Here is a 25001-nt window from a genome sequence, read left to right as displayed (position 1 = left end):
ACCGGGCAGTCCGCAGGAGAGTGCCGTCGGCCCCGACGAGGCCGCCGATGATCTTGGTGCCGCCGACATCGATGCCGACGACGGGCGAGGCGCTCATCCGCTGGCCGCCCCGACCTCGCGCTGGGCAAGCTGGGCGACGCCGATCACCCCAGCGTCGTTGCCGAGAGCAGCCGACACGATCTCGGGCGCAGGTCGGCTGGCGCCACCGGGCAGTTCCGAGCGCAGCGCGATCCGGATCGGCTCCAACAGGAGATCACCGGCAGCCGCGACACCACCACCGACCACCACCACCGACGGATCGAGCACGGCGACCAGCGACGCGATGCCGCACCCCAGGTGGGTTCCCAAGGTGGCCATGAGTTCGACCGCCTTGACGTCGCCGCGCCGGGCGAGCGCCGTGATCGTCGGTCCGTCGAGCGTGGGGTCGTTGCCGAGGACCGCTTGGGCGGCCCGGACGAGGGCCGAGCCGCTCGCGTACTGCTCCAGGCACCCCCTCCGACCACAACCACAGGGTTCTCCCCGGGCACGAGGGTGAGGTGCCCGATCTCGGCGGCCATGCCGTGACCGCCACGGCGCAGCTCTCCTCCGAGTACGATGCCGCCGCCGACACCGGTGCCCACAGCGACCATCAGGAGGTCGTCGACGCCCCGGCCGGCCCCCAGGATGCGTTCGCCCCAGGCTGCAGCGTTGCCGTCGTTCTCCACGACGACCGGCAACCCGGTGCGTTCGGCGACGAGTGCGCGCAGCGGCAGGTTGCGCCATGCCAGGTTGGGGGCGGTGACGACGGTGCTCGCGTCGGCGTCGACGAAGCCCGCCACGCACAGCCCCACCGCGGCGATCGGGTGCCCTGCGCCCAGCTCCGCGACGAGGTCGACGATCACATCGACCAGCGCGTCGGCCGATCCTGCGGGGCTCGGCACCAGTCGTCGCTCGACCACGCGACCACCGGTCTCCACCACCCCGGCGGCAATCTTCGTGCCACCGACGTCGATCCCGACGGTCAGCGCCGGGTTCATGTCTCGGGCCAGTCCTCGTCGACAGGGATGTGCTCGACGCCGTCATCACGCCTTCCCTGCTCCCGGGCAGGGTCCGAGGTGGCGGTGGCCATCAGCGCGGCAGCGGCTTGCAGGAGATTGCTGCCGGCCACGGCGAGGTGGGCCTTCACCTCCGGGCTGAGTTCGCGCACGGTGTGCACGGCACGGCAGACGGGGCAGTACTTGCACTCCTCACTGCCCGTCGCGATGTGCTCGTTGACCTCGTGGAATGCCTGTGCAGCACCGGCAGCCATGCCGGAGACTCCGTCTCCGAGGCCGTCACCCTGGTCCTTGGCCCAGTCCGACAGTGCCCCGAAGAGCTTGAGCGCCTCCTCGGCCACGGAGCCGATCGGTTCCGCGCCCTCGCCGGAATTCTGGGCGCCGTCGGCGCCGGGGGGCACGTGGCCCTCGTCCTCGTTCACCTGCCCACCTCCTCGAATCGCACCTGCAACGTCCCGTCGACCACACGCGCGCCGCGCACGGCATGTCGGGAGAGGCCCGGCGGCAACGTGAGCAGTCGACGATAGGCCCCGACCGTCACGACGAGGTCATCGCCATGCCGGGCAAGGTCGACGTCGCTGCGGTCCACGCCGGGCAATTCCAACGTCAGCACGGCCTCGCCGGCCGTGCGGGTCAACCTGAGGGGCCCCTCGCCGACCACCGGGGCGAGAGGATCCGTGCCGAGATAGACCTCGTCCGCGAGCCGGCGCAGGGCGTCGACCCCGACAGGCTCGTGCGCCCGGTAGGTCGATCGCCACCTCGTGAGCCCGGCGAACGACTGGTCCACCTCGGCCAGCACCCGACGCTGGGCTTCCACCCAGCCGGCCCGCCAGGGGTCGCCGTCCGCCTCCGGGAAGATCCGGTTGGCCACCACCCCGTCGACGCGGTAGCCGAAGAGCGAGAGCGTCGTGAAGGACCGACGGGCCTCGGCGAGCACGACGGTCTCGGGGGTCATCACGATCCGCACGCTGGCATCGGGTCCCGACAGGAGACGACGTACCTCGTCGAGCTCGGCGTGCAGCCGCTCGATGGCGTCGAAGACGGAGTCCTGGGGCATCGGCACGCCGGCTGCGCGAGTGAGCACCGGCTTGAGCGCCTTGACCACCTTGCGCTCGAAGGGAAAGACCCGTTCCATGTACCAGCCGAGTGCCTCCGGCAACGCCAGGAGCCGCAGTGTCTCGGCGGTCGGGGCGCAGTCGACGACGATCACGTCCCACGTGCCCGAGAGAGCGTGCAGCCGCAGCTCGAGCAGCGCCAGCACCTCCTCCGCCCCGGGGATGACGGTGAGTTCCTCGGCCGCGACGGGATCGACCCCGGCCACGTCGAGCACGGAGAGCAGGTAGCGCTGGATGTCGGCCCACGACTCCTCGAAGCGCTTCTGCGCGTCGACCTGCTGCACGTGCAGGTGGTCGGCGATCGGCGTCGGGTCGGAGCCGACCTCGACACCGTAGGCGTCGGCCAACGAGTGCGCGGCGTCCGTCGACAGCACCAGCGTGCGCAGCCCGCGCGCAGCAGCCTGCGCGGCGGTGGCCGCCGCGACCGTGGACTTGCCGACCCCTCCCTTGCCGGTGAAGAGGAGGATCCTCACGCGGGCGGCAGGGATTCGACGCGCTTCTTGAGGCCCTTGAGCGCCGTGTCGATGAGGATCTTCTCGCCCTTGCGCTTCAGCATGCCGATCAACGGAATGGTCACGTCGAGCGAGAGGCGATAGGTCACCTCGGTGGAGCCGTTGCCGAGGTCGCGGAGCACATAGGCACCGTCCAGGGCCCGCAGGATCTTGCCCTCCACGAGGGTCCAGGTCACCTGCTCGTCGCCCTGCCAGACGTAGGCCAACGTGTATTCGTCCTTGATCGGCGCGACGTCGAGTTCGAAGAAGACCTCCTGCGCACGACCGTCGACGAGGTCGCCCCGCACCTCGACATTGCGCATGCCCTTGGCCCACGCGGGATAGGCGGGGAAGTCTGCGATCACGTCCATCACGGCGCTGGGCGGTGCGTCGACGACGATCGACGACGTGGTCTGTTCAGCCATCGCTTCTTCTCCCTGCCCGATGTGCTTGCTCGGCGACGCGAGCGTACCGGATACCGGCGGTACGCCGAGCGGGCGGTGACCGGGGTAACGTGCCGCCCGACACACTTTCTCAGGAGGTATCCCCTTGCGTGAGTTCTCCACTCCCCTGACGGTCGAGATCCCCAGCACCGGAAATCTGACCGACGACGTCGTCGCCAACGGCCGCGAGCACGGCGACACCGTGGTCTTCAGCCGCAACGTCGGCGGCGAGTGGACCGACGTCACCGCCGCGGAGTTCCTGCGTCAGGTGCAGGAGGCCGCGAAGGGCCTGGTGGCCTCCGGGATCGAGCCGGGCGACCGAGTCGCCCTGCTCTCCAAGACCCGCTACGAGTGGACCCTGCTCGACTACGCGATCTGGACCGCCGGCGCGATCACCGTGCCGATCTACGAGACCTCCTCCGCCGAGCAGGTCCGGTGGATCCTCGAGGACTCCGGCACCAAGGCGATCGTTGCCGAGACCGCAGACCACCGCGACCGGATCGAGCCGCTGCGTGCCGACCTCCCCGAGCTCACCCAGGTCTGGACCCTCGACGACGGTGCAATGGCCCAGCTGGCCGAAGCGGGCGCCGGCATCAGCGACGACGAACTCGAGGTGCGCCGTACGACGGCGACGCCCGACGACGTCTGCACGCTCATCTACACCTCGGGCACCACGGGCCGGCCGAAGGGCTGCATGCTCACCCACGGCAACTTCATGTTCGAGCTCGGCGTGGCCGTCGACGAGCTGGAGCGGCTCTTCGGCACCGAGGGCGCTTCGACCCTGCTCTTCCTGCCGCTCGCCCACGTCTTCGCCCGCATCATCCAGATCGGTTGCATCAAGGGCCGGGTGAAGCTCGGCCACAGTGCCGACATCGCCAACCTCGTGGAGGACCTCGGCAACTTCAAGCCGACCTTCATCCTCGCGGTGCCGCGCGTCTTCGAGAAGGTCTACAACACCGCGTCGCAGCGAGCAGCAGCCGACGGCAAGGGCAAGATCTTCGCCCGCGCCGCCGAGGTCGCCATCGCCTGGAGCCGCGGCCAGGACACCGGCAAGGTGTCGCTGCCGGTGCGGCTGCAGCACGCGCTCTTCGACAAGCTCGTCTACAGCAAGCTCCGCACCACGCTCGGAGGTCGGTGTGAGTACGCCGTCTCCGGTGGCGCACCGCTGGGCGAGCGGCTCGGCCACTTCTACCGGGGCATCGGCCTCACCGTGCTCGAGGGCTACGGCCTCACCGAGACCACGGCGGCGCTGTCGGTCAACCTGCCCGACGCCATCAAGGTCGGCACGGTCGGCCGCCCGCTGGGCGGCACGACGGTGCGCGTGGCCGAGGACGGCGAGCTGCTCTTCAAGGGCGGCCAGGTGCTCAAGGGCTACTGGAAGAACGATGCCGCGACCGCCGAGGCGCTGGTCGACGGCTGGTTCCACTCCGGCGACCAGGGCGAGGTCGATGACGAAGGCTTCATCCGGATCACCGGACGCAAGAAGGAGATCCTGGTGACCGCCGGCGGCAAGAACGTCGCTCCGGCGGTGCTCGAGGACCGGTTGCGGGCACACCCGCTGGTCAGCCAGTGCATGGTGGTCGGCGACGGCCAGCCCTTCATCGCGGCGCTCGTCACGATCGACCCGGAGTACTTCCCCTTCTGGGCGAAGGAGAACGGCAAGTCCGGCAAGATCGCCGACCTCGTGGACGACGACGACCTGCGCGCCGCGGTCCAGGAAGCCGTCGAGGAGGCCAACAAGGCCGTCTCGAAGGCCGAGTCGATCCGCAAGTTCACCGTGCTCCCCGTCGACTGGACCGAGGAGACCGGAGAGCTCACACCGAGCCTCAAGCTCAAGCGCAACGTGGTCATGCGAGACTTCCGCGACGACGTCGAGGCGCTCTACTCGCACTGAACCCTCGCGCCGGATCGCTGCGCTCCGGTCGGCTGACTGCAGGCCGGAGTCCATCCATTGGACAACTGGTCTAGTCATTTCGAGCCATATCCCGAGAACAACTCCGCATTCATCCCCCATCTTTGGCATCTTTGACCCCGCGTCGGCCGAGATTCCTCGTCAGGAGGGCCGGGACGTCTCGTAGCGACTCATTCGAAAGTGGTGGTCATGGACCGTCGGAAGATCCTGCTCGTCCTGGCGGCAGTGATTGCAGCGCTCGGCACCCTTCTCGTCTTCCTCTACGTGCAGGGGGCAGACGACCGCGCCAAGGAGGACATCGAGGCGGTCGACGTCCTGCAGGCCGTCGAGGACATCGACGCGGGTGAGAACTTCGACGACGCCGTGACCGCCGGCAAGATCAAGACGGTCGAGGTGCCCAAGGATCAGATCCTTCCCGGCGCCCAGGCCGACACCCAGTCGTTGAGCGGACTGCGGGCGACTACCCGGCTCTTCGCCGGCGAGCAGGTCACCTCCAACAAGTTCGGCTCCGGTGCCGTCGAGAGCGGCACCCTCGCCATTCCCGAGGGTTTGATGGCGATCTCCGTCAACCTCACCGACCCGGCGCGGGTAGCGGGTTTCGTCAACCCCGGCTCGGAGGTCACGATCTTCTTCACCGAAGAGATCGACAACAACCAGCCCGAATACACCGCCACGCTGTTGCAGCGGGTGCTGGTGCTCGGAGTGGGCACCACCTCCACCATCACCACGACGTCGACCAACGAGAGCGGTGAGTCGGTCACCGAGGAACTCCCGCGCACCCTGATGACGCTGGCCGTCACCCAGGAGCAGGCAACCCGGATCATCTTCGGATCGCACGACGGCGAGCTCGCCTTCGGCCTCCTCAACGAGGACTCCGAGGTCGACAACGGCCCGGTGGTCAAGCAGGACAACTTCCTCCCCGGGCCCGCTGATGACCCTCATCGTCGACAAGGATCCTGAGGTCATCGCGCGTCTGGCCGCCGTCCTGCCACGCGCCCACGGTGTCGACTCCGCGGAGACCATGCACTCGTGGCTGGGTCGGCACACGAGCGAGTTCGCCGTGGTGGCCGGCCCCAGCCTGGCCCTCGCCGACGCCATCGACATCGCCGAGGGCATGCGCTACACCCGCCCCTCCACCTCAGTGATCCTCGTCCGCGAGGAGGTGGACGCGGAGGTCCTCTACAAGGCGATGCAATCCGGCGCCCGCGACGTCGTGCAGACCGACGACACGGCCGGCCTGCTGGCGGCCGTCGGCCGCGCCGAGCAGTACTGGAAGGCCCTGCACGGCGGTCAGCAGGCCCAGACCCAGCGCGAGGGCACCGTCGTCACCGTCTTCTCCCCAAGGGTGGCGTCGGCAAGACCACGACCTCGGTCAACCTCGCTCTGGCCCTGGCCGACGGCGGTGCCCGCAAGGTCTGCCTGATCGACCTCGACCTCGCCTTCGGTGACGTCGCGATCACGATGCAGCTCTTCCCGCACCACACCATCGAGGAGGCCATCGGCGGCGAGGACCAGATCGACTTCGCCCTCGTGGAGTCGCTGCTGACCCGTCACGAGCAGTCGCTCATGGTGCTGGCGGCGCCGAGCCTGCCCGATGCACGCGACCGGGTCACCGCGACGCTGGTGGCACGCATGATGCGCACCCTGAAGCGAGAGTTCGACTACGTCGTGGTCGACACCTCCCCCAGTTTCGACGAGCAGACCCTGCAGGCCCTCGACGAGACCGACGAGTGCGTGATCGTGGCGACCCTCGACGTCCCCACCCTCAAGAACGTGAAGGTCGCCCTCGAGACGCTCGACCTGCTCAACATCGCGCAGGGCAGCCGCCACCTGGTGCTCAACCGTGCCGATGACGCGGTGGGGCTCGACCCCAGCAAGGTCGAGACGATCCTCGGCATGCCGATCACCACGATGGTGCCGTCCTCGATCGACATCGCCGCCGCCACCAACGCCGGCAAACCGATCGTGATCGGCAACCCGTCGCACCCGGCGAGCGTGGAGTTCCGCAAACTCGCTCGCAAGCTCGCCGGCGAGGAGGAACCCGCCGCTGCTCCCGAGGGCAGGTCGGGCAAGGGCGAGTCGAGCAGGAGCGAGTCGAGCAGCAGGGGCGCCCTGTGGCGCCGCAACCGGAAGTGAGCGCACGATGAGCAGCTTGGGTGACCGGATCGCGCGCGCCAAGGCGGGTCTGGAGACGCCGACCGAGAACCGCGACACCGAGGCCGCCGCCACCGTGGTCGGCACGGCTGGGACGACCGGCACGACGCCGCATCCTGTCGGCAAGCGGGTGGCTGGCTCCTCGGCGACCGATCCGTCGGTCAATCGCCGGCTGGCGCATGCCGCCACCCAGCACGCCGATCGACTCGAGGAGCTGAAGGGCAACATCCACGCGGAGCTGCTGCGTCAGCTCGGCCCCCAGCTCTATGACCTCGACATGGACCAGGAAGACCTCGAGCAGCGGGTCCGCGGCGTGCTGCGCGACGTGCTCGGGGCGCAGGACCGACCGCTGAGCGCCTCGGACCGCCAGAAGGTCACCCTCGAGATCACCGACGACATCCTCGGCTACGGCCCGATCCAGCCGCTGTTGCGCGACGAAGAGGTCAGCGAGGTCATGGTCAACGGCCACGACCAGGTCTGGGTGGAGCGCAAGGGTCGGCTGGAGTGGGTGGACGTGAAGTTCACCGACGAGTCCCACCTGCGACGCACGATCGAGAAGATCGTCTCGCGCATCGGTCGGCGCGTGGACGAGTCGAGCCCGATGGTCGATGCCCGGCTGCCCGACGGCTCTCGCGTCAATGCGGTGATCCCACCGCTGGCGATCGACGGCTCCAGCCTGACGATCCGCAAGTTCGCCACCGACCCCCTCACCGCCGCCGACCTGGTGCGGTTCGGCTCGATGACCCAGCGGGCCAGCGACTTCCTCGACGCCTGCGTGCGGGGCCGGCTCAACATCATCGTGTCGGGCTCCACCGGTGCCGGAAAGACGACGACGCTCAACGTGCTGTCGTCGTTCATCCCGAGCGACGAGCGCATCGTGACGATCGAGGACGCCGCCGAGCTCCAGCTGCACCAGGAGCACGTGGTGCGCCTCGAGTCGCGCCCGGCCAACCTGGAGGGCAAGGGTGAGGTCGACATCCGCGACCTGGTGAAGAACAGCCTGCGCATGCGGCCCGACCGCGTCATCGTCGGTGAGGTCCGTGACGCCTCCGCGCTCGACATGCTTCAGGCGATGAACACCGGCCACGACGGGTCGATCTGCACGGTCCACTCCAACGGTCCCCGCGACACCCTGGCGCGCGTCGAGACCATGGTGATGATGGCTGGCATGGACCTGCCGATCCGGGCGATCCGGGAGCAGGTGGCCTCGGCGGTCGACGTGATCGTGCACCAGACCCGTTTCAAGGACGGCTCACGTCACATCACCCACATCACCGAGGTGGAGCGGATGGAGGGTGATGTGATCACCCTCCAGGATGTCTTCGTCTATGACCATTCGGCGGGCTTCGACGAGAACGGACGGAGCCTCGGACGTCTCCGGTCGACCGGCCTGCGGCCGAAGTTCCTCGAGAAGATGGCCTATGCCAACGTGAGCGTCGACCCGGCCATCTTCGCGATGGATGGCCTCTGATGCGACCTCGCCTGCGGATGCTGGCCGGTGGTCTGGTCGCCTCGTTGGCGACCGCCACCGTGCTACTGGGTGCCACCGCACCTGCGTCGGCCGCCGACGAGCTGGTGATCAGCCACGCCCAGGCAGCTGGTGACGATCTCGCGATGATCGTCTCGGTGCCGGGCGGCACGAAGGTCTCACCTGACGACGTACGGGTGACGATCGCTGGTCAGCCGGCCGACACGTCGGCCGAGCTCGCCCAGGACGCCACCGAGACCATCGAGCGCATCACGGTGCTGGCGATCGACACCAGCAACTCGATGGTCAACGCCGACCGGTTCGAGCCTGCCAAGGCGGCCGCCACCGCGTTCCTCGATGCGGCTCCCGCAGACGTGCGGATCGGCGTGGTCACCTTCGACAACGACGTGGTGGTCGAGCTGGCCCCCAGCACCGACCGGGACCGGGCCAAGGCCGTCATCGAAGGCCTCACCACCGCCCGGAACACCGCGCTCAACAACGGCGTGATCGAGGCCGTCGCCGCTGCCGGTGACCAAGGAGCGCGCCAGGTACTGGTGCTCTCCGACGGCAAGGACACCACCGACACCAGCGACGAGTCCGTCGTCGAGGCGATCACCGCCTCGGGGGTGCAGGTCGACGTGGTCGCGCTCGACCAGTCCCCTGCCGACCTCGGTCCGCTGCAGAGCTTCGCCGACGCCGGCCACGGTGCCGTGATCGAGGCGACCACCGAGGCGCTGGGGGCCGCGTTCGACGCCGAGGCCGAGACGCTGAGCCGTCAGATCGTGGTCACTGCCTCGATCCCCTCGAACGTCACGGCCCGCGAGGGGACGGTCGAAGTGACCGCCGGCGAGCTGACCGCCTCCCGCCTCGTCTACCTCCGCACCGGCACCGAGACGCCCACGCTTCCCGCCTCCGACAAGCAGGAGTCGAGCAGCCTGCAGGTTCCGAAGTCGGCGATGTATGCCGGTCTCGCCGCCCTCGGCGTCGGTCTGCTGGTGCTGCTCGGCGGCGTCATGTACACGGCCACCGCGCCCAAGGCCGCCCCCACCGCGGAGGAGCGGATCAGCGCCTACGGCGTCATGACCGAGACAGCCGTCAGCAAGACGGAGGGTGGTCCGGCACTGAGCCTCGACCAGGCCAAGGGCGCTGCCGCCAAGGTGCTCAACCGCAACAAGGGGCTCGAGGAGCGGATCTCCGCGCGCCTGGTGCAGGCCGGCTCCAGCATGAAGGCGGCCGAGTGGATCCTGCTCCACGGCGGCCTGACCATCGGCGGCGGCCTGGTGGGCGTGCTGCTGGGTGGCGGCGACCTGGTCGTGCTGCTGCTGGCCCTGCTCGCCGGTGCCCTGGTGCCGTGGCTGTGGCTGGGCTTCAAGCGCAAGAAGCGCCTCGACGCCTTCCAGAGCAGCCTGGCCGACACGTTGACGTTGCTCTCCGGGTCGCTGAGCGCCGGCATGTCGCTCGCGCAGTCGATCGACACGGTGGTGCAGGAGGGCAACGAGCCCATCGCGGGTGAGTTCAAGCAGGTGCTCATGGAGGCGCGTCTCGGGGTGCCGCTCGAGGACGCGCTGGACCAGGTGGCCGAGCGCTACCAGAGCAAGGACTTCGCGTGGGTCATCATGGCCATCCGGATCCAGCGGCAGGTCGGTGGCAACCTGGCCGAGCTGCTCAACACGGTCGCGGCCACCCTGCGTGAGCGTGACTACCTGCGTCGTCAGGTGAAGACGCTCTCCGCCGAAGGGCGGCTGTCGGGCTGGATCCTCGGCTTGTTGCCCGTGGCCATGTTCTGCTACCTGCTGCTGACCCGCCGTGACTACGTCCGGCCGCTCTACACCGAGTTCCTGGGCATCGTGATGCTGGCAGCCGCTTGTGCGCTGCTGGCGCTCGGTGCCTTCATGATCAGCCGACTCGTCAAGGTGGAGGTCTGAGATGGTGTTGCTGCTGGGCGCCCTGCTCATCTTCGGTGCCCTCTTCCTCGTCTTCTCCGCCGTCGGTGGGCTGAGCGCGGAGCGCCAGGGGTCAACCGGTCGCTCGAGGTGCTCGAGGCGATGACCGGCTCCTCCACCTCCGTCGAGGAGCTGGCCAAGGAGCAGGACCAGTCCTTCACCGAACGGGTGCTGGTGCCCCTGCTGGAGCGCTTCCAGGGGCTGGGGCGTCGGATCACCGGCGCCGACCAGACCGAACGGATCCGACAGCAACTCGACCGGGCCGGCAACCCGGCCGGGTGGACCATCGACCGGGTCTCGGCCGGCAAGATCCTCGGCACCGTCATCGGCATCGGGGCAGGCGCCTACTTCACCGTGCTCACCGGGCAGTCGGCTCCGGTCATCGTCCTCGGACTCGCTGCGGGCGCAGCGCTGGGCTTCTTCGCTCCCAACATCTGGCTCTACAACACCGCGGTCAAGCGCGAGGAGGCGCTCCTCAAGGAGCTCCCCGACGCCATCGACCTGCTCACCATCTCGGTGGAGGCCGGGCTCGGCTTCGACGCGGCCCTGCAGCAGGTGGCCCGCAAGACCGAAGGTCCCCTGGCCGGGGAGCTCGCCCGGGTGCTGCAGGAGATGCAGATCGGCCGCAGCCGTGCCGACGCGCTCCGGGCACTCGGTGAGCGCACCCAGGTCAAGGACCTCAAGACCTTCGTCAGCGCCATGGTGCAGGCCGACGCCGTCGGTATCCCGGTCGGTCAGGTGCTGCGGGTGCAGTCGAGTGAGATGCGCACCAAGCGCCGCCAGCGCGCGGAGGAGAAGGCCGGCCAGGTGCCGGTGAAGATCATGGTGCCGGTGATCCTCTTCATCCTGCCGTGCCTGCTGATCATCGTCATCGGCCCCGGCATCCTGAGCATCATGGACGCGTTCTCAAGTTGAGCATTAGCCAGTGACCACCCTCGACGACCGCACCCGCTATGCCTCGGTCACCGCCGGGGCCCGGGTCTTCGCGCTGCTCATGCTCGCGCTCCCGGTGGCGGTCGACGGCTCCATCGGGCCGATCCTCTCGGTGGTGGTGCTGGCCGCGGTCTGGCTGCTGGCGGTCTTCCTCGAAGGTTTCGCCCGGGTGCCGGTGATGCCGGCGCTGGTGGTCGAGGCCAGCTCCGTCGCCGTGCTGGCAGCCCTCACCCTGGCCGAGTCACCGGTGCTGCTCCCGGCCCTCGGGGTGCCGCTCTTCATCGCGGGGCTGGTACGTGGTACACGTGGTCTGCTGGAGGTGCTGGGGGCGGAGGCAGTGGTGCTGCTCGCGGCCACCCTGCCCAACGACCGCATCACGGTCGATCTCAGCCTCGCCTCCACGGTCTTCACCTGGCTGATGGTCGGCATCGGGCTCGGTGCCATCGGTGCCGTCGTGCACAACCTGAAGGGCGAGGAGGGCACGACGGCCAGCTCCTACCGGGAGGCCCGCACCCTCATCAACCGCCTGCTCGACCTCTCCGGTGAGCTGGTCGACGGCCTCGATCCGTTGAGCATCGCGCAGAACGTGATCGACCTGACCAAGGAGGAGCTGCCCATCTCCGGGGCCGTGGTCTTCATCCACGACGCCCATGGCGTCAACCCGCTGCTCGAGGGCGACGTGCGGGTGGGCGACGAGGGGCTGCGCGACGGTCTCGTGGCCCAGGTCTTCGGAACCGCACGCCCGGCGGTGCAGGGCTCCGACCTCGCCTTCCCGCTGCGCACCGAGTTGGGCGTGGTCGCCGTGGTGCAGGCGACAATGCACCCGGCCTTCGGGCAGCCCCGCGCTACGACCCTCACCGCGCTTGCCGCGATCTCGGAGCGGCTCAGCGCGGAGGCGGTGCAGCTCGACACCGCGTTGCTCTTCACCAGCATCCAGGCCGGTGCGACGGCCGAGGAGCGGCAGCGACTGGCCCGCGACCTGCACGACGGCATCGCGCAGGACCTGGCCGCCTTCGGCTACCTCATCGACGGGGTGGAGGACATCGCCGACTCCCCCAGGCAGGTGGCGGCGGCCCAGGAGTTGCGCGACGAGCTCTCCCGGGTGGTCACCGAGCTGCGCCGGGCCATCTTCGGGCTGCGCAACGAGGCGGCCAGCACCCTCAGCCTCGGCGAGAGCGTGCAGGCGATGGCCGACCACATCTCGACGCGGACCGGCCTGCCGATCGACGTCACGCTGGACGAGGCGGACGCCCGGCTGCGCTCCGACGTGGAGACGGAGCTGCTGCGCATCGTGCAGGAGGGCATGAACAACGCCGTGAAGCATGCCCGTGCCTCCCGGATCCGGGTCGCCTGCGTGGTGCACCCGCCCTATGCCCGGGTGCGGGTGATCGACAACGGTCGGGGCCTGCAGGGTGCGCGCGACGACTCCCACGGCCTGCGCATCATGCGCGAACGCGCCCGGCGGGTGGGCGGCCACCTCGAGCTGCACGACCGTGAGGGCCGACCCGGCGCGGAACTCTCCGTGGAGATCAGTCCGGCCTCACGCCCCCATCACCTCGCGACTACGGCAGAGTGGAGACATGACGATGAGTGACGAGAGCAATCCGCTGCGCGTGGTGCTGGTCGACGACCACGAGTTGATCCGCACCGGTCTCTCCCGTGCCTTCGAGCGCGAGAGCGACGTGTCGGTGGTGGGGGTGGCCGCCAGCGTCGGCCAGGCCCTCAAGGTGATCAGCGAGCAGATGCCCGACGCGGTGGTCACCGACCTGCAGCTGCCCGACGGCACCGGCCTCGACATCGTGAAGACCATCCGCCAGCAGAACGACAGGATGGGACTGGTGGTGCTCACCATGCACTCGGGCGACGACCACATCTTCGCCGCGATGGAGGCCGGCGCCAGCGCGTTCGTCGGCAAGGACGCCCCCAGTCGTGAGGTGGTCAGCGCCGCCCGACACGCCGCGATCTCGCCGCGCACGTTCCTCTGCTCCGGCCTGGTCGGTGCAATGATGCGCCGCGCCAACGACGACCGCCCCAAGCTCTCCGAGCGGGAGAAGGAAGTGCTCGACCTGCTTGCCGAGGGGTTGGGCACCGCCCAGATCGCGGGCCAGCTCTACATGAGCGAGTCGACGGTGAAGACCCACATCGCCAAGCTCTACCAGAAGCTCGGTGCCACCAACCGGGCGCAGGCACTGGTGACCGCGATGCGGATCGGCCTGTTGTCGACCGTGAAGCCCACCTGAGGCGCCGAAGATGGCCCGAAAGGACTAGGCCCGCGCGACCGAAGGCCCGATGGTCCAGACGTCTGCACGCAGCGAGACTTGGTGGTGTGAACGGGCCACTCGGCTCGGACCGGACATGTGGGACAGGGACAAGGGGACACACCATGAACGACAAGCTCATCCAGCTCTACGCCAGCACGATGGCCTTCTTCACCACCAAGCGTGACGACGAGAAGGGCGCTACCGCCGTCGAGTACGGCCTGCTGGTCGCTCTGATCGCAGTCGCAATCATCATCGCAGTGACCACCCTCGGCGGCCAACTCTCGACTCTCTTCGAGAACGTGTCAGAGCGGCTCCCTGGTGGAGAAGCACCTGCCTGATTCTGAGTTACTTGGGTCATCTGATGGTCGCAGGCACTTGTCTGCGACCATCACTCATTTGAGGAAGAATGTCCACGCCAAGCCGTTCCAGATTCGAGGACCATGAGCCCCACCAACCCCACTCCGAGCTCCCGGGGTTCCGTGGCCACCGCTGCTGGCTCCTCGGACGTCGGCGCCAGCGCGGTCGAGTACGCCCTCCTGGTTGCCCTCATCGCGGCTGTGATCTTCGCTGCGGTCGCTGCCCTGGGCGGCGCCTTGCCCGGTCTCTACGAGAGCGTCTGCCCCGCCTTCGGCTGCGGCGACTGACCCGCTGAGATCACACTGCCAACCTGTTGCGACGTCGCTTGCGTGACAGCTCTCCCGTGCGCACGGCGCGACTCGGCCCAGCGCAGCGCCCGTCGGTCAGGAACCGCCGAAAGCACGGGCGATGGCAATCCGTTCCAACGCCGTCGGGTGCGAGCCGAACCACCACTGCGCCCAGCCCACCGGCGTCGGGTCACACACCGCCCGGATGCACAGGTGCTGCTGCAGCGCGATCAAGGCGTCCGGGTCCCGGGTCGACTCCAGGGCCACCACGTCGGCGCGGGTCTCGATCTTGCGGCTGATGCCCGACTCGACCGGGCTGGCCAGCAGGGTGCCCACCGCGACGAGCGCGAGCACCAGCGGCACCACGGCGGCTCCGGTGACACCGTCCGTGCCGGTGCGGCGACGTACGGCTGCGGACGAACAGACCAAGGCAAGCAGGCCGATGCCGAAGGCGGCGCCGGCAGCACCCACCGCCGTACCGACCAGCACGTCGCGGTTCTTGGCGTGCGCCAACTCGTGGGCCACCACGGAGAGCACCTGGTCGTCGGGGGCGCTGTCGAGCAGGTTGTCGTAGACGACCACCCGAGCGCTTCCGCCGAAGCCTGAGACATAGGCGTTGAGGGTGGTCGTCCGGCGCGAGGCATCGGCCACCAGCACGTCGTCGATGGAGACGCCCTCGGTCTCGGCCAGGTCGAGAATCTGCTCCTTGAGCGGATCATCACTCATCGACTCGAAGTCGTTGAAGATCGGCTCCACCACGAGGGGTAGAGGAACGAGCCGAGCACGACCAGGGCCGCCGCTCCCCGGCTGCGATGGCCGGCCACCAGCGCCGCCACCGACGCGCGCAGGCGAGAAGCAGCACCAACGCCAGCGAGGTCAGCACCCCCTCCAGGGCGATGTTGCGGAGCAGGTCGGCGAACCAGGCGCCGAGGGTCTGGTTGGTCAGGCCGAAGTCGAGTCGTCGCTGACGGTTGACGAGCGCGAACGGCAGCGTCGCCAGCCGACCGATGATGATCAGCCCAAAGCTGGCGACCACCGTCCAGCGCACCCAGCGACGACCGGCACGCGCCAGCAGTTGGGCGCCCATCCGGGTGAAGCCGAAGATGCCTGCCACGGCCAGGGAGATCGCCAGCGACGACCAGCTGAGCCAGCGCGCCACCGAGGCGTGGTCCTCACCCCGGTCGAGCTGCGCCTGCGTGAAGGCACTCTCGGGCACGGCCGGGTCGGGCATGCCACCGGGCACCGGTTGCCACGGCACCAGCCACCACACGAGCAGCAGGAAGGCGAGGCCGCTGACCACCAGCACGCCGAGCGCGACGGGCCGTTCGGGAGCGGTCACTCCGACAGACTGCTCAGCTCTGTTCGCCACAGCTCCACCAACTCCGCTTCGGTCAGGTCAAAGGTCGCCCGCAGCGCGGGGTCGAGTTCGTCGCCGCCAGCAAGTCTCCGCTGCAGCTCCAACAGCGGCTCGGCACCGCCGCGTGCGCCCAGCACCCGCACCGCCAGCCAAGCGGCCTCATAGGCAGCACCCAGGTGTGCCGACCGGGCCTCGAACACATCTTCGCTGGGCAACGCATCAGGCAGACCGTCGGCTCGCACCTGGGCGATGATCTGTGCCGCGCTGGTGGCGAGCGGCAACCGGCTGTCCTGCAACGCCACCCAGTCGGCGAAACCCTCGGCCAGCCACAGCGGTACGCCGATCTCGGTGGCAGCCCCCGTGACGAGGTGGACGACCTCGTGGGTCATCACCACCTGTGCGCCCTGCTTGCCCAGTCGTCCGAAGACCGAGTCGTTGACGAAGACGTGCACCGGCGAACCGGGGGCATCGGAGGCATCGACGGTCGTGGTCACCGCAGCGATGGCACCGTAGCTGTCTGCATCGGCTGCCAGTGCCCGCTCCATCTCGGTGGCGTTGGCAGGCACCTCGACCACGACGCCCTGTGCAGCCTTCACCGTGGGCAGCGTGTCCCTGGTCGCGCGCAGGCCCCGGAGGGCAAGCGCGGCGTAGCGGTCGGCCTTGTCCGGCTGGGCGCCGGCGACGAGCGCCAGCACTCCCCGGCGCTCAGCAACGGCGACGGGACCACTCAGCCAAAGGGGTTGGACCCGGTTGCCACCGCCGACCGAGGCCAGGCGGAGGTCGTCACCCTCTCCCTCGAAGACGAAGGTCGCCTCGGCACGAGCCGGTGCCGGATCGTGTCCGTCGAAGCGCCAGGCGAGATCGACGGACGCCGCCCACTGCCCCGGCGGCAGTCCGGCCGAGACGCTGGCGTCGTCACTGAGATAGCGGGCGGAGAAGTCCACGACGTCGGCCTCTCCAGCGTTGTCGACGACGTACGCCGGCCAACGCCCATCGCTGTCCTCACCGGCAACGATCGCGCGGGTGAGCGCATCGAGCAGCTCGATCGCCGCTGCGGGATCGGCAGAGACGGCCGACGGGGCCTCCGGCAGGTCCTCGTCGCTGCATGCCGTGAGGCCACCGACCAGCAAGAGCCCAGGAAGCACCAGACCGGCCACCCACCGCAGTGAGTGACCGGTCCGGAGGAAGCGGATGTCCAGGGCGTCAGCCCGGGCGGACTGCGCCCGAGTAGGGCATCGAGAAGACGCCGGAGATCACGACGCCGGTGCTGGGGTTGGCCGCGTGCACGATCTGGCCGTTGCCGATGTAGATGCCGACGTGGCTGATCGGGCTGTAGTAGAAGACCAGGTCACCGGGCTGGAGGCTGTCGGACGAGACCGGGGTGCCGTAGCCCTTCTGGGCAGCCGAGCTGTGCGGGAGCGAGACGCCTGCCTGCGCCCACGCCACCATGGTCAGGCCGGAGCAGTCCCAGGCGTTCGGGCCCGCGGCACCGTAGACGTAGGAGTCGCCGAGCTGGGCCAGCGCGAACTTCACCACAGCAGCGGCGCTGCCGCTGGCCTTGACGTCAGTGGGCATCCGGGTGGTGTTGCCCGAGCGGGAGGCTTCGGCAACGCGGGCGCGCTCCTCGGCCTTGAGATCGTCGAGGAGCTCTTCGGCCTCGGCGTGCTTCTTCTCGGCAGCGGCCTTCTCCTCGGCGAGCGCCTTCTCGAGCTTCTTGAGCTCTGCGGCGCGGTCCTCGGTGGCTTCGCGGCGCAGTTCGAGGGTCTGCTGCTCACGGGCGAGCTCGTCGACCGTCAGGCTCTGGTGGGCGTTGTAGGCCGAGATGGTGGTGAGTTCGCTGAGGAACGCCGCCGGGTCGTCGGAGAGCACCAACTGGCCGGTCGCCGAGATGGTCTGGCCCTCGTACTGGGCTGCCAGTGCCTGGTCGACGTCGGCCTGGAGGTCGGCGACCTTCTCGGACTGCGCGCTCTCGTCGGCGCGGAGGTCCTTGAGGTCGGCCTTCAGGTCGTCGAGGCGCAACTCGGCGTCGTGATGACGCTCCGTGGCCTGCTCCGCCTCGTGGTAGAGACGGTCGACCTTGGCCTGGACGTCATCGATGTCGGGGTCGGCGTGAGTGGGGGCGGTGGAGACCAAGACGGTCCCGACGACGGTGATGGCGCCGGCAAGTCCTGCGGTGATCCGCAACCGTGCAGAAGGCACGAGCTGACGTTCTCCTCTACTTCAACACCGGCACACGGCACAGGCATGTGTGCCAAGTCAGCGGCTTCCCCACCTCTGACACCGGAACCGGCGCGGCACCCGAGCCGGTCCGGTCTGACCAACTGGTACGGATGCCAAGGCATCAGGCTAACGGGGAAGCCATGGTCGCCAAACGCATCGTCTCAGTGTTGGGGACAGCCTCGCGACACTGGTGTGTCCTTGGTCACATGCAAGGGGGTCCGGGCTCAGGCTGAGTCGACGACGGGTTCCTCCACCGCGGTGACCAGCCGCAGCGGCGGCACCAGTCCCCCGGCGGCAAGCACGTCGAGGGCCCGACGCTCCTCGTCGTCGAAGGCCAGCTCCGGCGGCGGACCCAGCAACACGCTGATCACGCAGTCGTTGCAGGCCGGCCCGCGCACCGCGCAGGTGTCGCAGTCGATCCGGGTGGCTCCGGCGGCCGAGACGTGGTCGTGCTGGTGGTGCTCGTGACCCTGGTGCAGGTGAGGCAAGTACTGAGTCATGCGAGGCTCTCCTCTCATCGGTGCCGGAAGGGGAAGTTCCCGGCTCGGGCAGAGAGTGACATCACCCCCGACAGAACCTGCGTCGGAGCAGGATCAGCGGGTGATGAGCCCCAGCAGGGAGCCTGCCCCGACCACCCTCGCCCCGGCTCGTCGTACGTCGCGGGCCACCGCCTGGTCGGACGTGACCACCACGACGGGGCGGCCCTCGGGTTCGGCGGCCACGAGGTCGCGGATCACGTCGTCGGCGATCACGCCGGGCGGGCTGAAGAGCACCTTCACCCCACGTGGCGCGTTGACCATCGGGCGGTTGGTGATGTCGGCGGCGTCGAAGACCACCGTGGTCTCGGCGCCGGTGCGGGCGATCAGCGCCGCCATCGCGTTGAGCAGGCGGAGCCGTTGCGCCTCCAACGAGGAGGACGGCCAGCCCTCCTTGCTCACGTTGTAGCCGTCGACGAGCAGTCGCACCCGGGGCATGGAGAGATAGTTCTCCAGCAGCATCGGGTCGGCGGGGCGCCGCACCGGCTGGTCGCCCCGGCCCTCGCGGGCCCGGCCGATCTGCTCCTCGAGCTCCTCGGCGGGCGATCCGGTCACCGGCGGCAGGGCCAGTTCTCGGCGCAGCCCCTGTCCGGCATCGAGCAGGGTGTCGAGCAGGATCCGGGCCCGCAGGGTCACCTGGTCGCGCTCCGAGCGGTGGTCGCGTCGGTGGGCGGTGAGCTGGTGCTGCAGCTCCTCCACCTGGGCGCGCAGGCGACGTACCTCTGCCTCGGCGGTGGCCGCCGAGGCCTCGGCCGTGGCGGCGCGCTGCTCCGCCTCCTGCGAGGTTTGGCTCGCCCCCTCGCTCGCGGAGCGCTGCGCCGCGCGAGCCTCCCCCAGCTTTCGGCGGAGCGAGGCGTTCTCCGTCTTGAGCTCGTCGATGCGTTCCTTGTTGCGGACGCGCTGCTCCCGGGCCTGCTCGTCGGCAGCCTCGAGACGGCCGCGGAGACGTTCGAGCGCCTCCTCGTCACGCGGCGGGGTCGCTTGCGCGAGGTGCCGGACGATCACCTCGAAGCGGGCCTCCCAGCCGTCGGGCCGGCCCAGCCACAGCAACGCGGCCACGTCGACGGGATCCGCGGCGGCAGGCGTCGTACCCTCCTGCACCGCGTGCCCGAGGTCCCCCTGCGCGGCGATGACCTGGGTGGCGAGGTGCCCACGGAAGTCGTCGTCGGTCTCGAGCGCGGTCGCGATCATGTTGCGGCCGAGCTTGGCGCGGCGGTTGGGCGCGAAGCTCGCCACCCGCTTGAGCGAGGCAGGCGGGTCGGCGAGGAGCGGCAGGGCGTCGGCGGCCCACCCGATCACTCGGGTGCGGACCTGCTCGGGGAGCATCGGGTACGACGGATCGGCGCTCATGCTCCCCCTTCCGACTTCGTGTGCAGCGTGCGCTGCTGGGCTCAGTTGCCCGGTGTGGCTTCGGCGTCGACCGCATTGCGGTCGACCAGTTCGATCGCGTCGGACCGGGTGCACCAACGGCAGGTGACGGTCTCCACGGTCTCGGTGAGCAGCTCGGTCTCCTCGACGACGGGTTCGCCGGCGAGGTCGAAGTGCCAGAACTCGGTCGTACGACGGGTGCGGGTCACGTCGAAGCGGGTGAGATTGCCGCAGCCTGCGCACCGCCAACGGTTCGTCGCGTCGGGAAGGGATGCAGTCACGGAAACTCCTCAAGCTGTCGGACGGTCGTCGTCGCAATCCTAGAGGTTGCGCGGGCGCGGGCTTCGGCGCGGGCGGCGCGCATCAGGCATTGCGCCGGGTGTGGAATCTCGCGTCGAGTCGGCGGGCGCCGGCCGGTGCCCGCGTGGGAGCCCACTCGTGTCGGGGGTCGGTCTACCGTCCGTTGACATGAGCACCGCCACCGACGTTGCCCACCCACTCTGGGAGACGCAACGGAGCTTCGACGAGTTGGGCCGTCCGCTGCGCGACGTCACGTTCACGGTGGTCGACCTCGAAACGACCGGTGCTTCGGTGAAGGCGGGGTCGCGGATCACCGAGATCGGTGCGGTCAAGGTGCGTGGCGGCGAGGTGCTGGGCGAGTTCCAGACGTTGGTCAACCCACATGCCGAGATCCCGGCCTTCATCGCGGTGCTCACCGGCATCACCAACTCGATGGTGGCCGCGTCGCCACCGATCGAGGCGGCACTGCCGTCCTTCCTCGAGTTCGCCCGCGGCACCGTGCTGGTCGCCCACAACGCACCCTTCGACGTGGGCTTCCTGCAGCACTATGCCGATGAGCTCGGGCACCCGTGGCCCGGATTCGAAGTGCTCGACACCGCGAAGCTGGCGCGGCGCGTGGTGACGCGCGACGAGACCCCCAACTGCAAGCTGGGATCCCTGGCGGTGCTCTTCGGGGCGAGCACGACCCCCAACCACCGCGCCCTGGCCGATGCCCGGGCGACCGTTGACGTCCTGCACGGGCTGATGGAGCGGCTCGGTGGGCAGGGAGTGCAGACCCTCGAGGAGCTGCAGACCTACTCGTCGCGCGTCGATCCCCGGCAACGCCGTAAGCGGCACTTGGCCGAGCACCTCCCCGTGCTCCTGGGGTCTACCTCTTCCGCGACGACCAATCGCGGGTGCTCTACGTCGGCACCTCGCGCGACCTGCGCAGTCGGGTGCGCTCCTACTTCACCGCGTCCGAGACGCGTACGCGCATGGGTGAGATGGTCCGGTTGGCTGCCAAGGTCGATGCCGTGGAGTGCGCCACCCCGCTCGAGGCACGCGTGCGTGAGTTGCGACTGATCGCCAAGCACAAGCCGCGCTACAACAAGCGCTCCCGTTTCCCTGAGAGGATGCACTTCCTCAAGCTGACCAGGGAGCCCTGGCCGCGGCTGTCCTTGGTGCGCCAGGTGATGGACGACGAGGCCGACTACCTCGGTCCATTCTCCAAGAAGTCGCATGCCGAGAGATGCCTGGCAGCCCTCCATGACGCGTTCCCGGTGCGCCAGTGCACCGACCGGTTCGGCAAGCAGCCGAAGCGCGCGCCCTGCGCTCTCGGCGAGATGGGCCGCTGTCTGTCTCCCTGTGACGGCAGTGTCGACGCCGACACCTATGCCGAGATGGTCCACAGGCTCCGTCTGGCGCTGGTTCACGACCCCGATCCGGTGGTCGAGGCGATCAGCGTCCGCATGCAACGCTATGTCGCCGAGGAGCGCTTCGAGGAGGCGAGCGTCCACCGCGACCGGCTCTCGAGCTTTCTACGCGCTGCCTCACGTACCCAGCGCCTCACCGCGCTGACCCGCTGCGCCGAGCTGATCGCGGCCCGTCGGGAGGACGACGGTCGCTGGGCCGTCCACGTCGTGCGTCACGGCCGCCTCGCCGCAGCCGGCGTGATCCCCCGGGAGCCGACGCCCACGTCTTCGTCGACGGACTCAGGGCCGAGGCCGAGACCGTCCTGCACGGTCCCGGCCCCGTCCCCGCCGCCTCGGCGGAGGAGACCGAGTCGATCCTGCGCTGGCTCGAGTCCGACGGCATCCGTCTCGTCGACGTCGACGGCGAGTGGGCCACGCCTGCCCGCGGCGCCGGCCGCCACCTCGCCCTCCACGACGCCGTCGAAACCTCCCGCCGCTCCCTCCAGCACTTCGACTGACCCGGCCGGAGGTCGAGCTTGTCGAGACCGGTTCGTTGGTCGAGCCTGTCGAGACCCCCGCCCCACCCCGCGGAGGTCGAGCCTGTCGAGACCGGACCGGAGGTCGAGCCTGTCGAGACCATTTCGTTGGTCGAGCCTGTACTCCGTTGGTCGAGCTTGTCGAGACCCCTCGCCTCGCCCACCCCGTTGGTCGAGCCTGTACTCCGTTGGTCGAGCTTGTCGAGACCTCGTCCTGACGCCCCGGTGGTGGTTGTCCACAGGGTGAGTTCGTGATCCCCGGGTTGTGTCGGAGCCAAATGTTGGACTGGTTCCATGATCGAAATCGACGCCCGCCACCAGCCGTACGAGGTCTCTGACCTCGATGGCGGGACCCTGCTCGGCTTCCTGGCAGAAGACCGGGTCGTCGAGTTGAAGGTGATCCGTAAGAAGCTGCGGTTGGCTTACCAGTGGGCGATCATGCACCCGCCGTCTCCGGAGCACCCGAAGGCGGTGGTGGGTGACGAGACCCTGTTTCCCACCGACTGTGAACAGCCGATCTCGGGTGACGGCACCCCTGATGTCGCGTTGTTCGCGGTCGAGGAACTCGCCGCCTCGGCCGGGATCTCGCGTAGCTGCCGGGTTCGCGTTGGTCGCCGACGCCCTGGACCTGGTCCACCGGTTGCCGCAGCTGTGGGCGAAGGTCGAGGCCCTGGAGGTTCCGGGGTGGAACGCCCGCCGTGTCGCCCTGCTCACGAGGAAACTGTCGTACGCCGCCGCTCGCTGGTTCGACGACCACCTCGCCGCCACCGGACTCACCGGCTGGCCGACGATTGAGAAGTGGTTGGCGATGGCCATCGCCAAGTTCCACCCCGAACTGGTCAAAGACCCAAGCGCGCCCAAAGGGAAGGCTGATTGGGGTGTGTGGCTGCACCACCCCCACGCCGGACACGAAGAAGGAGCCGGCGGCATCGCTGGCACCTCGGAGCTCCAAGCCGTCGGTGACTCGTTGGATCTCACCAGGTTCCTGGACCTCCTCAACCACGAGGCCGAAGCCGATGCGGCGCCTGGGTGACACCGACGACGTCGAACCAGCGCCGTGCCAAGGCGATCGGGCGGCTCACCGACGACACCGACCAACCCACCCTCGACTACACCACCACCGACAGCACCACCGGCGGCGACAGCGAGAACGGCACCGGCAGCATCGCTATCGGTACCGGCGACCGCACCGATGCCGGTATCGGCGGCTGCACCGACGGCACCGGTGCCGGCAGCGCCTCGTCCGAAGCTGCGACGACGGGTGGCGAACCGGGGGTCGGGGTGAAGCCGGGTCGGTTGGTGACGACACCCGGGCCGTTCGGACGCCGTCGTGGGTTGCGGGTGATGGCCCACGTCGGCATCGCGGACCTGTTCGCGTTGGGCCTCGACCCCCACGAACTCGGCCTCGACGGCGACGGCATCGCCTCCACCGACCGGTTGGGGCAGGTCCTCACCAGCCAGCTACGGGACTGGCTCACCCGCCACGGTTCGCTTGCGTCCGTCACCCCGGTCGTGGATTTGAACAGGACCGATGCGGTGGATCGTCATGATCCACCCGAATGGATGGACACGCTGGTCCGGTTGCGTGATCCGCATTGTGTGTATCCCAACTGTGAACGCTCCAGTTGGGACGCCGACCTCGACCACATCGACCCCTACCTCCCACTTGGTGAGGGTGGTCCGCCAGGGCAAACCCGGCCGGAGAATCTGGCGCCGTTGTGTCGGCGTCATCACCTGATGAAAACCCACGGTAGGTGGCGTTATCGCCGGGCCAGGGACGGGACGTATATCTGGACCAGCCAGCACGGCAGGACCTGGCTGGTCACACCCCAAGGCACCCACGACATCAGCGAGAGCTACTGAGCATCAGCGCTGGCAAGACACCCCAAGCAGCGCCTGCCGAACAGCACCACAGCCCGATCCCCGGGAGAGCGTTCGTCTCTTCTGGGGCACAGGCACGCCCACACACCGACCAGAGGGGTCTCGACAAGCTCGACCACCGGAGTACGGCTCGACCGACGACGTACAGACCGACTAGCGGCGCGTGGGCTCGACCAACGGAGTGGGGTCTCGACAAGCTCGACCGGCGGGGATGCCGTGGGCTCGCGAACAAGATCCCGGTGGTCGAGCCTGTCGAGACCTTGCCCCGCGGGTCAGAGCTGGTCTCGACAAGCTCGACCGACGACGTACAGACCGACCACCCACGTACGAGCTCGACCAGCGGGGTGCGGCGGTCTCGACAGGCTCGACCAACGACGTATGGGCTCTATCGGCGGGGTGCAGCAGCGGTCTCGACAAACTCGACCGACCTACAGACCGACCAACGAGGTACGGGCCCGACCAACGGCGCACAGGGGCGGGGTGGGACGTCCGGGGTTGCCGACGGAGCGTCAAGGGGCTTGGCCGCGGCGGGCGCCCGCCCGACGCAACCCACACGAAGAACCGTGCGCACGACGCGCCGCCCCAGCGACGGAGGCTGCCCCGGACGGCACGGCCCGGGGCAGGGTCACGACACCCAGGTGCAAGGTCTCGACAAGCTCGACCAACGGGGTACGGGCTCGTCCGCCGGCTCGCCGACGGCGAGGTCTAGGCTGGCGGCGTGATCACCGCCATCTCCTTCGTCAACGCCGATGTCCACCGGATCCCCGAGGTCGCTGAGAAGATCGCGGCCCTCGAAGGGGTCAGCGAGGTCTATTCCGTCACCGGCCAGATCGACCTGATCGTGCTGGTGCGGGTGAGCGACATCGACGACGTCGCGGGTGTGGTCGCCGACCGCCTCAACAAGATCGAGGGCGTTACCTCGACGGAGACCCACATCGCCTTCCGCACCTTCTCCAAGCACGACCTCGAGGCAGCTTTCTCCCTCGGTCTCGACTGAGGTCCCGGCCACGGCAA

Annotated in this window: 26 protein-coding genes and 3 pseudogenes; 17 read left to right on the top strand and 12 right to left on the bottom strand. The window is 69.1% G+C overall.

Annotated features, from left to right (window positions below; genetic code table 11):
• Positions 1-93 precede the first annotated feature (93 nt).
• From L1066_RS17470 to L1066_RS17455, 4 genes and pseudogenes are all read right to left on the bottom strand, one after another.
• A pseudogene (locus L1066_RS17470) lies at positions 94-1016 on the bottom strand (ROK family protein).
• Positions 1013-1456, bottom strand: a complete 444-nt coding sequence (locus L1066_RS17465) for a DUF5304 domain-containing protein (RefSeq protein WP_235737507.1) — start codon at positions 1454-1456, stop codon at positions 1013-1015. Before L1066_RS17465 ends, L1066_RS17470 begins: the two are co-directional and overlap by 4 nt.
• Positions 1453-2622, bottom strand: coding sequence for an ArsA family ATPase (locus tag L1066_RS17460; RefSeq protein WP_235737506.1), 1170 nt, complete (start codon positions 2620-2622; stop codon positions 1453-1455). The genes L1066_RS17465 and L1066_RS17460 overlap by 4 nt, the downstream gene beginning before the upstream one ends.
• The gene (locus L1066_RS17455) at positions 2619-3065 is read right to left on the bottom strand and encodes an SRPBCC family protein (protein WP_235737505.1); all 447 of its coding nucleotides are present in this window, start codon (positions 3063-3065) and stop codon (positions 2619-2621) included. The genes L1066_RS17460 and L1066_RS17455 overlap by 4 nt, the downstream gene beginning before the upstream one ends.
• A gap of 124 nt (positions 3066-3189) precedes the next feature.
• On the opposite strand from L1066_RS17455, the gene L1066_RS17450 reads away from it, so the two are divergent.
• From L1066_RS17450 to L1066_RS17400, 12 genes are all read left to right on the top strand, one after another.
• Positions 3190-4977 carry an AMP-dependent synthetase/ligase gene (locus L1066_RS17450; protein ID WP_235737504.1) on the top strand — a complete coding sequence of 596 codons (1788 nt, stop codon included), beginning with the start codon at positions 3190-3192 and terminating at the stop codon, positions 4975-4977.
• Positions 4978-5184: 207 nt separating this feature from the next.
• The gene (gene cpaB / locus L1066_RS17445) at positions 5185-5955 is read left to right on the top strand and encodes a Flp pilus assembly protein CpaB (protein ID WP_235737503.1); all 771 of its coding nucleotides are present in this window, start codon (positions 5185-5187) and stop codon (positions 5953-5955) included.
• Positions 5927-6418 (top strand): DNA-binding transcriptional response regulator, encoded by a 492-nt coding sequence (locus tag L1066_RS17440; RefSeq protein ID WP_235737509.1) that lies wholly within the window; start codon positions 5927-5929, stop codon positions 6416-6418. Before cpaB ends, L1066_RS17440 begins: the two co-directional genes overlap by 29 nt.
• Positions 6379-7131: a CpaE/TadZ family protein gene (locus tag L1066_RS17435; protein ID WP_235737508.1), complete on the top strand. Its 753-nt coding sequence runs from the start codon at positions 6379-6381 to the stop codon at positions 7129-7131. Before L1066_RS17440 ends, L1066_RS17435 begins: the two co-directional genes overlap by 40 nt.
• Before the next feature lie 7 nt (positions 7132-7138).
• Entirely contained in the window at positions 7139-8620 is a 1482-nt protein-coding gene (locus tag L1066_RS17430; protein WP_235737502.1) for a TadA family conjugal transfer-associated ATPase, read from the top strand.
• Positions 8620-10542, top strand: a complete 1923-nt coding sequence (locus tag L1066_RS17425; protein ID WP_235737501.1) for a type II secretion system F family protein — start codon at positions 8620-8622, stop codon at positions 10540-10542. Before L1066_RS17430 ends, L1066_RS17425 begins: the two co-directional genes overlap by 1 nt.
• Position 10543: 1 nt before the next feature.
• Entirely contained in the window at positions 10544-10666 is a 123-nt protein-coding gene (locus L1066_RS26960; RefSeq protein WP_283095485.1) for a hypothetical protein, read from the top strand.
• Positions 10663-11475 carry a type II secretion system F family protein gene (locus tag L1066_RS17420; protein ID WP_235737500.1) on the top strand — a complete coding sequence of 271 codons (813 nt, stop codon included), beginning with the start codon at positions 10663-10665 and terminating at the stop codon, positions 11473-11475. The genes L1066_RS26960 and L1066_RS17420 overlap by 4 nt, the downstream gene beginning before the upstream one ends.
• A gap of 10 nt (positions 11476-11485) precedes the next feature.
• The gene (locus L1066_RS27960; protein ID WP_235737499.1) at positions 11486-13087 is read left to right on the top strand and encodes a sensor histidine kinase; all 1602 of its coding nucleotides are present in this window, start codon (positions 11486-11488) and stop codon (positions 13085-13087) included.
• Positions 13074-13733 carry a response regulator transcription factor gene (locus tag L1066_RS17410; protein ID WP_235737498.1) on the top strand — a complete coding sequence of 220 codons (660 nt, stop codon included), beginning with the start codon at positions 13074-13076 and terminating at the stop codon, positions 13731-13733. The genes L1066_RS27960 and L1066_RS17410 overlap by 14 nt, the downstream gene beginning before the upstream one ends.
• 143 nt (positions 13734-13876) lie before the next feature.
• Complete coding sequence (locus L1066_RS17405; protein ID WP_235737497.1) at positions 13877-14092, top strand: Flp family type IVb pilin; 216 nt, start codon at positions 13877-13879, stop codon at positions 14090-14092.
• Positions 14093-14194: 102 nt separating this feature from the next.
• Positions 14195-14398 (top strand): Flp family type IVb pilin, encoded by a 204-nt coding sequence (locus L1066_RS17400; protein ID WP_235737496.1) that lies wholly within the window; start codon positions 14195-14197, stop codon positions 14396-14398.
• Positions 14399-14494: 96 nt separating this feature from the next.
• Here L1066_RS17400 and L1066_RS17395 read toward each other — a convergent pair whose 3' ends face one another.
• From L1066_RS17395 to L1066_RS17365, 7 genes are all read right to left on the bottom strand, one after another.
• A complete protein-coding gene (locus L1066_RS17395; protein WP_235737495.1) occupies positions 14495-15157 on the bottom strand; it encodes a M48 family metalloprotease in 663 nt (220 codons plus the stop codon).
• Positions 15117-15737, bottom strand: a complete 621-nt coding sequence (locus L1066_RS17390) for a M48 family metalloprotease (protein WP_235737494.1) — start codon at positions 15735-15737, stop codon at positions 15117-15119. The genes L1066_RS17395 and L1066_RS17390 overlap by 41 nt, the downstream gene beginning before the upstream one ends.
• Positions 15734-16912, bottom strand: a complete 1179-nt coding sequence (locus tag L1066_RS17385; RefSeq protein ID WP_235737493.1) for a hypothetical protein — start codon at positions 16910-16912, stop codon at positions 15734-15736. The genes L1066_RS17390 and L1066_RS17385 overlap by 4 nt, the downstream gene beginning before the upstream one ends.
• 46 nt (positions 16913-16958) lie before the next feature.
• Positions 16959-17954, bottom strand: a complete 996-nt coding sequence (locus L1066_RS17380; protein WP_235737492.1) for a C40 family peptidase — start codon at positions 17952-17954, stop codon at positions 16959-16961.
• Positions 17955-18199: 245 nt separating this feature from the next.
• On the bottom strand, positions 18200-18475 hold the full coding sequence (locus tag L1066_RS17375) for a hypothetical protein (protein ID WP_235737491.1): 276 nt from the start codon (positions 18473-18475) through the stop codon (positions 18200-18202).
• A gap of 93 nt (positions 18476-18568) precedes the next feature.
• The gene (locus L1066_RS17370) at positions 18569-19861 is read right to left on the bottom strand and encodes an NYN domain-containing protein (protein ID WP_235737490.1); all 1293 of its coding nucleotides are present in this window, start codon (positions 19859-19861) and stop codon (positions 18569-18571) included.
• A 41-nt stretch (positions 19862-19902) separates the two neighbouring features.
• Positions 19903-20160 carry a hypothetical protein gene (locus L1066_RS17365; RefSeq protein ID WP_235737489.1) on the bottom strand — a complete coding sequence of 86 codons (258 nt, stop codon included), beginning with the start codon at positions 20158-20160 and terminating at the stop codon, positions 19903-19905.
• Positions 20161-20347: 187 nt separating this feature from the next.
• Between L1066_RS17365 and L1066_RS27955 the strand changes: the two are divergent.
• Positions 20348-20869, top strand: a pseudogene (locus L1066_RS27955) (exonuclease domain-containing protein); the annotation flags it as partial.
• Positions 20870-21075: 206 nt separating this feature from the next.
• Positions 21076-21663 (top strand): annotated as a pseudogene (locus tag L1066_RS28820) (DEDD exonuclease domain-containing protein); the annotation flags it as partial.
• A 140-nt stretch (positions 21664-21803) separates the two neighbouring features.
• Here the strand turns inward: L1066_RS28820 and L1066_RS27945 are convergent.
• Positions 21804-22079: a hypothetical protein gene (locus L1066_RS27945; protein ID WP_312008137.1), complete on the bottom strand. Its 276-nt coding sequence runs from the start codon at positions 22077-22079 to the stop codon at positions 21804-21806.
• Between the two features lie 634 nt (positions 22080-22713).
• On the opposite strand from L1066_RS27945, the gene L1066_RS17355 reads away from it, so the two are divergent.
• The 3 genes from L1066_RS17355 (at position 22714) to L1066_RS17345 (ending at position 24984) form a co-directional block, all read left to right on the top strand.
• Positions 22714-23139 carry a hypothetical protein gene (locus tag L1066_RS17355; RefSeq protein WP_235737488.1) on the top strand — a complete coding sequence of 142 codons (426 nt, stop codon included), beginning with the start codon at positions 22714-22716 and terminating at the stop codon, positions 23137-23139.
• Positions 23136-23969: an HNH endonuclease signature motif containing protein gene (locus L1066_RS17350; RefSeq protein WP_235737487.1), complete on the top strand. Its 834-nt coding sequence runs from the start codon at positions 23136-23138 to the stop codon at positions 23967-23969. The genes L1066_RS17355 and L1066_RS17350 overlap by 4 nt, the downstream gene beginning before the upstream one ends.
• 736 nt (positions 23970-24705) lie before the next feature.
• Positions 24706-24984: an Lrp/AsnC family transcriptional regulator gene (locus L1066_RS17345; protein ID WP_235737486.1), complete on the top strand. Its 279-nt coding sequence runs from the start codon at positions 24706-24708 to the stop codon at positions 24982-24984.
• Positions 24985-25001: the final 17 nt, after the last annotated feature.

It is taken from the genome of Nocardioides alcanivorans, assembly GCF_021555175.1.
Lineage (GTDB): Bacteria > Actinomycetota > Actinomycetes > Propionibacteriales > Nocardioidaceae > Nocardioides > Nocardioides alcanivorans.
The sequence above is the reverse complement of the archived record's forward strand: the minus strand, read 5'-3'. Positions and strand labels throughout refer to the sequence as shown.

Coding starts and splice junctions, on each gene's coding strand:
- L1066_RS17455 (WP_235737505.1), bottom strand. CDS start 3,065: ATGGCTGAACAGACCACGTCGTCGATCGTCGTCGACGCACCGCCCAGC.
- cpaB (WP_235737503.1), top strand. CDS start 5,185: ATGGACCGTCGGAAGATCCTGCTCGTCCTGGCGGCAGTGATTGCAGCG.
- L1066_RS17440 (WP_235737509.1), top strand. CDS start 5,927: ATGACCCTCATCGTCGACAAGGATCCTGAGGTCATCGCGCGTCTGGCC.
- L1066_RS17430 (WP_235737502.1), top strand. CDS start 7,139: ATGAGCAGCTTGGGTGACCGGATCGCGCGCGCCAAGGCGGGTCTGGAG.
- L1066_RS17425 (WP_235737501.1), top strand. CDS start 8,620: ATGCGACCTCGCCTGCGGATGCTGGCCGGTGGTCTGGTCGCCTCGTTG.
- L1066_RS26960 (WP_283095485.1), top strand. CDS start 10,544: ATGGTGTTGCTGCTGGGCGCCCTGCTCATCTTCGGTGCCCTCTTCCTC.
- L1066_RS17420 (WP_235737500.1), top strand. CDS start 10,663: ATGACCGGCTCCTCCACCTCCGTCGAGGAGCTGGCCAAGGAGCAGGAC.
- L1066_RS17410 (WP_235737498.1), top strand. CDS start 13,074: ATGACGATGAGTGACGAGAGCAATCCGCTGCGCGTGGTGCTGGTCGAC.
- L1066_RS17405 (WP_235737497.1), top strand. CDS start 13,877: ATGAACGACAAGCTCATCCAGCTCTACGCCAGCACGATGGCCTTCTTC.
- L1066_RS17400 (WP_235737496.1), top strand. CDS start 14,195: ATGAGCCCCACCAACCCCACTCCGAGCTCCCGGGGTTCCGTGGCCACC.
- L1066_RS17375 (WP_235737491.1), bottom strand. CDS start 18,475: ATGACTCAGTACTTGCCTCACCTGCACCAGGGTCACGAGCACCACCAG.
- L1066_RS17370 (WP_235737490.1), bottom strand. CDS start 19,861: ATGAGCGCCGATCCGTCGTACCCGATGCTCCCCGAGCAGGTCCGCACC.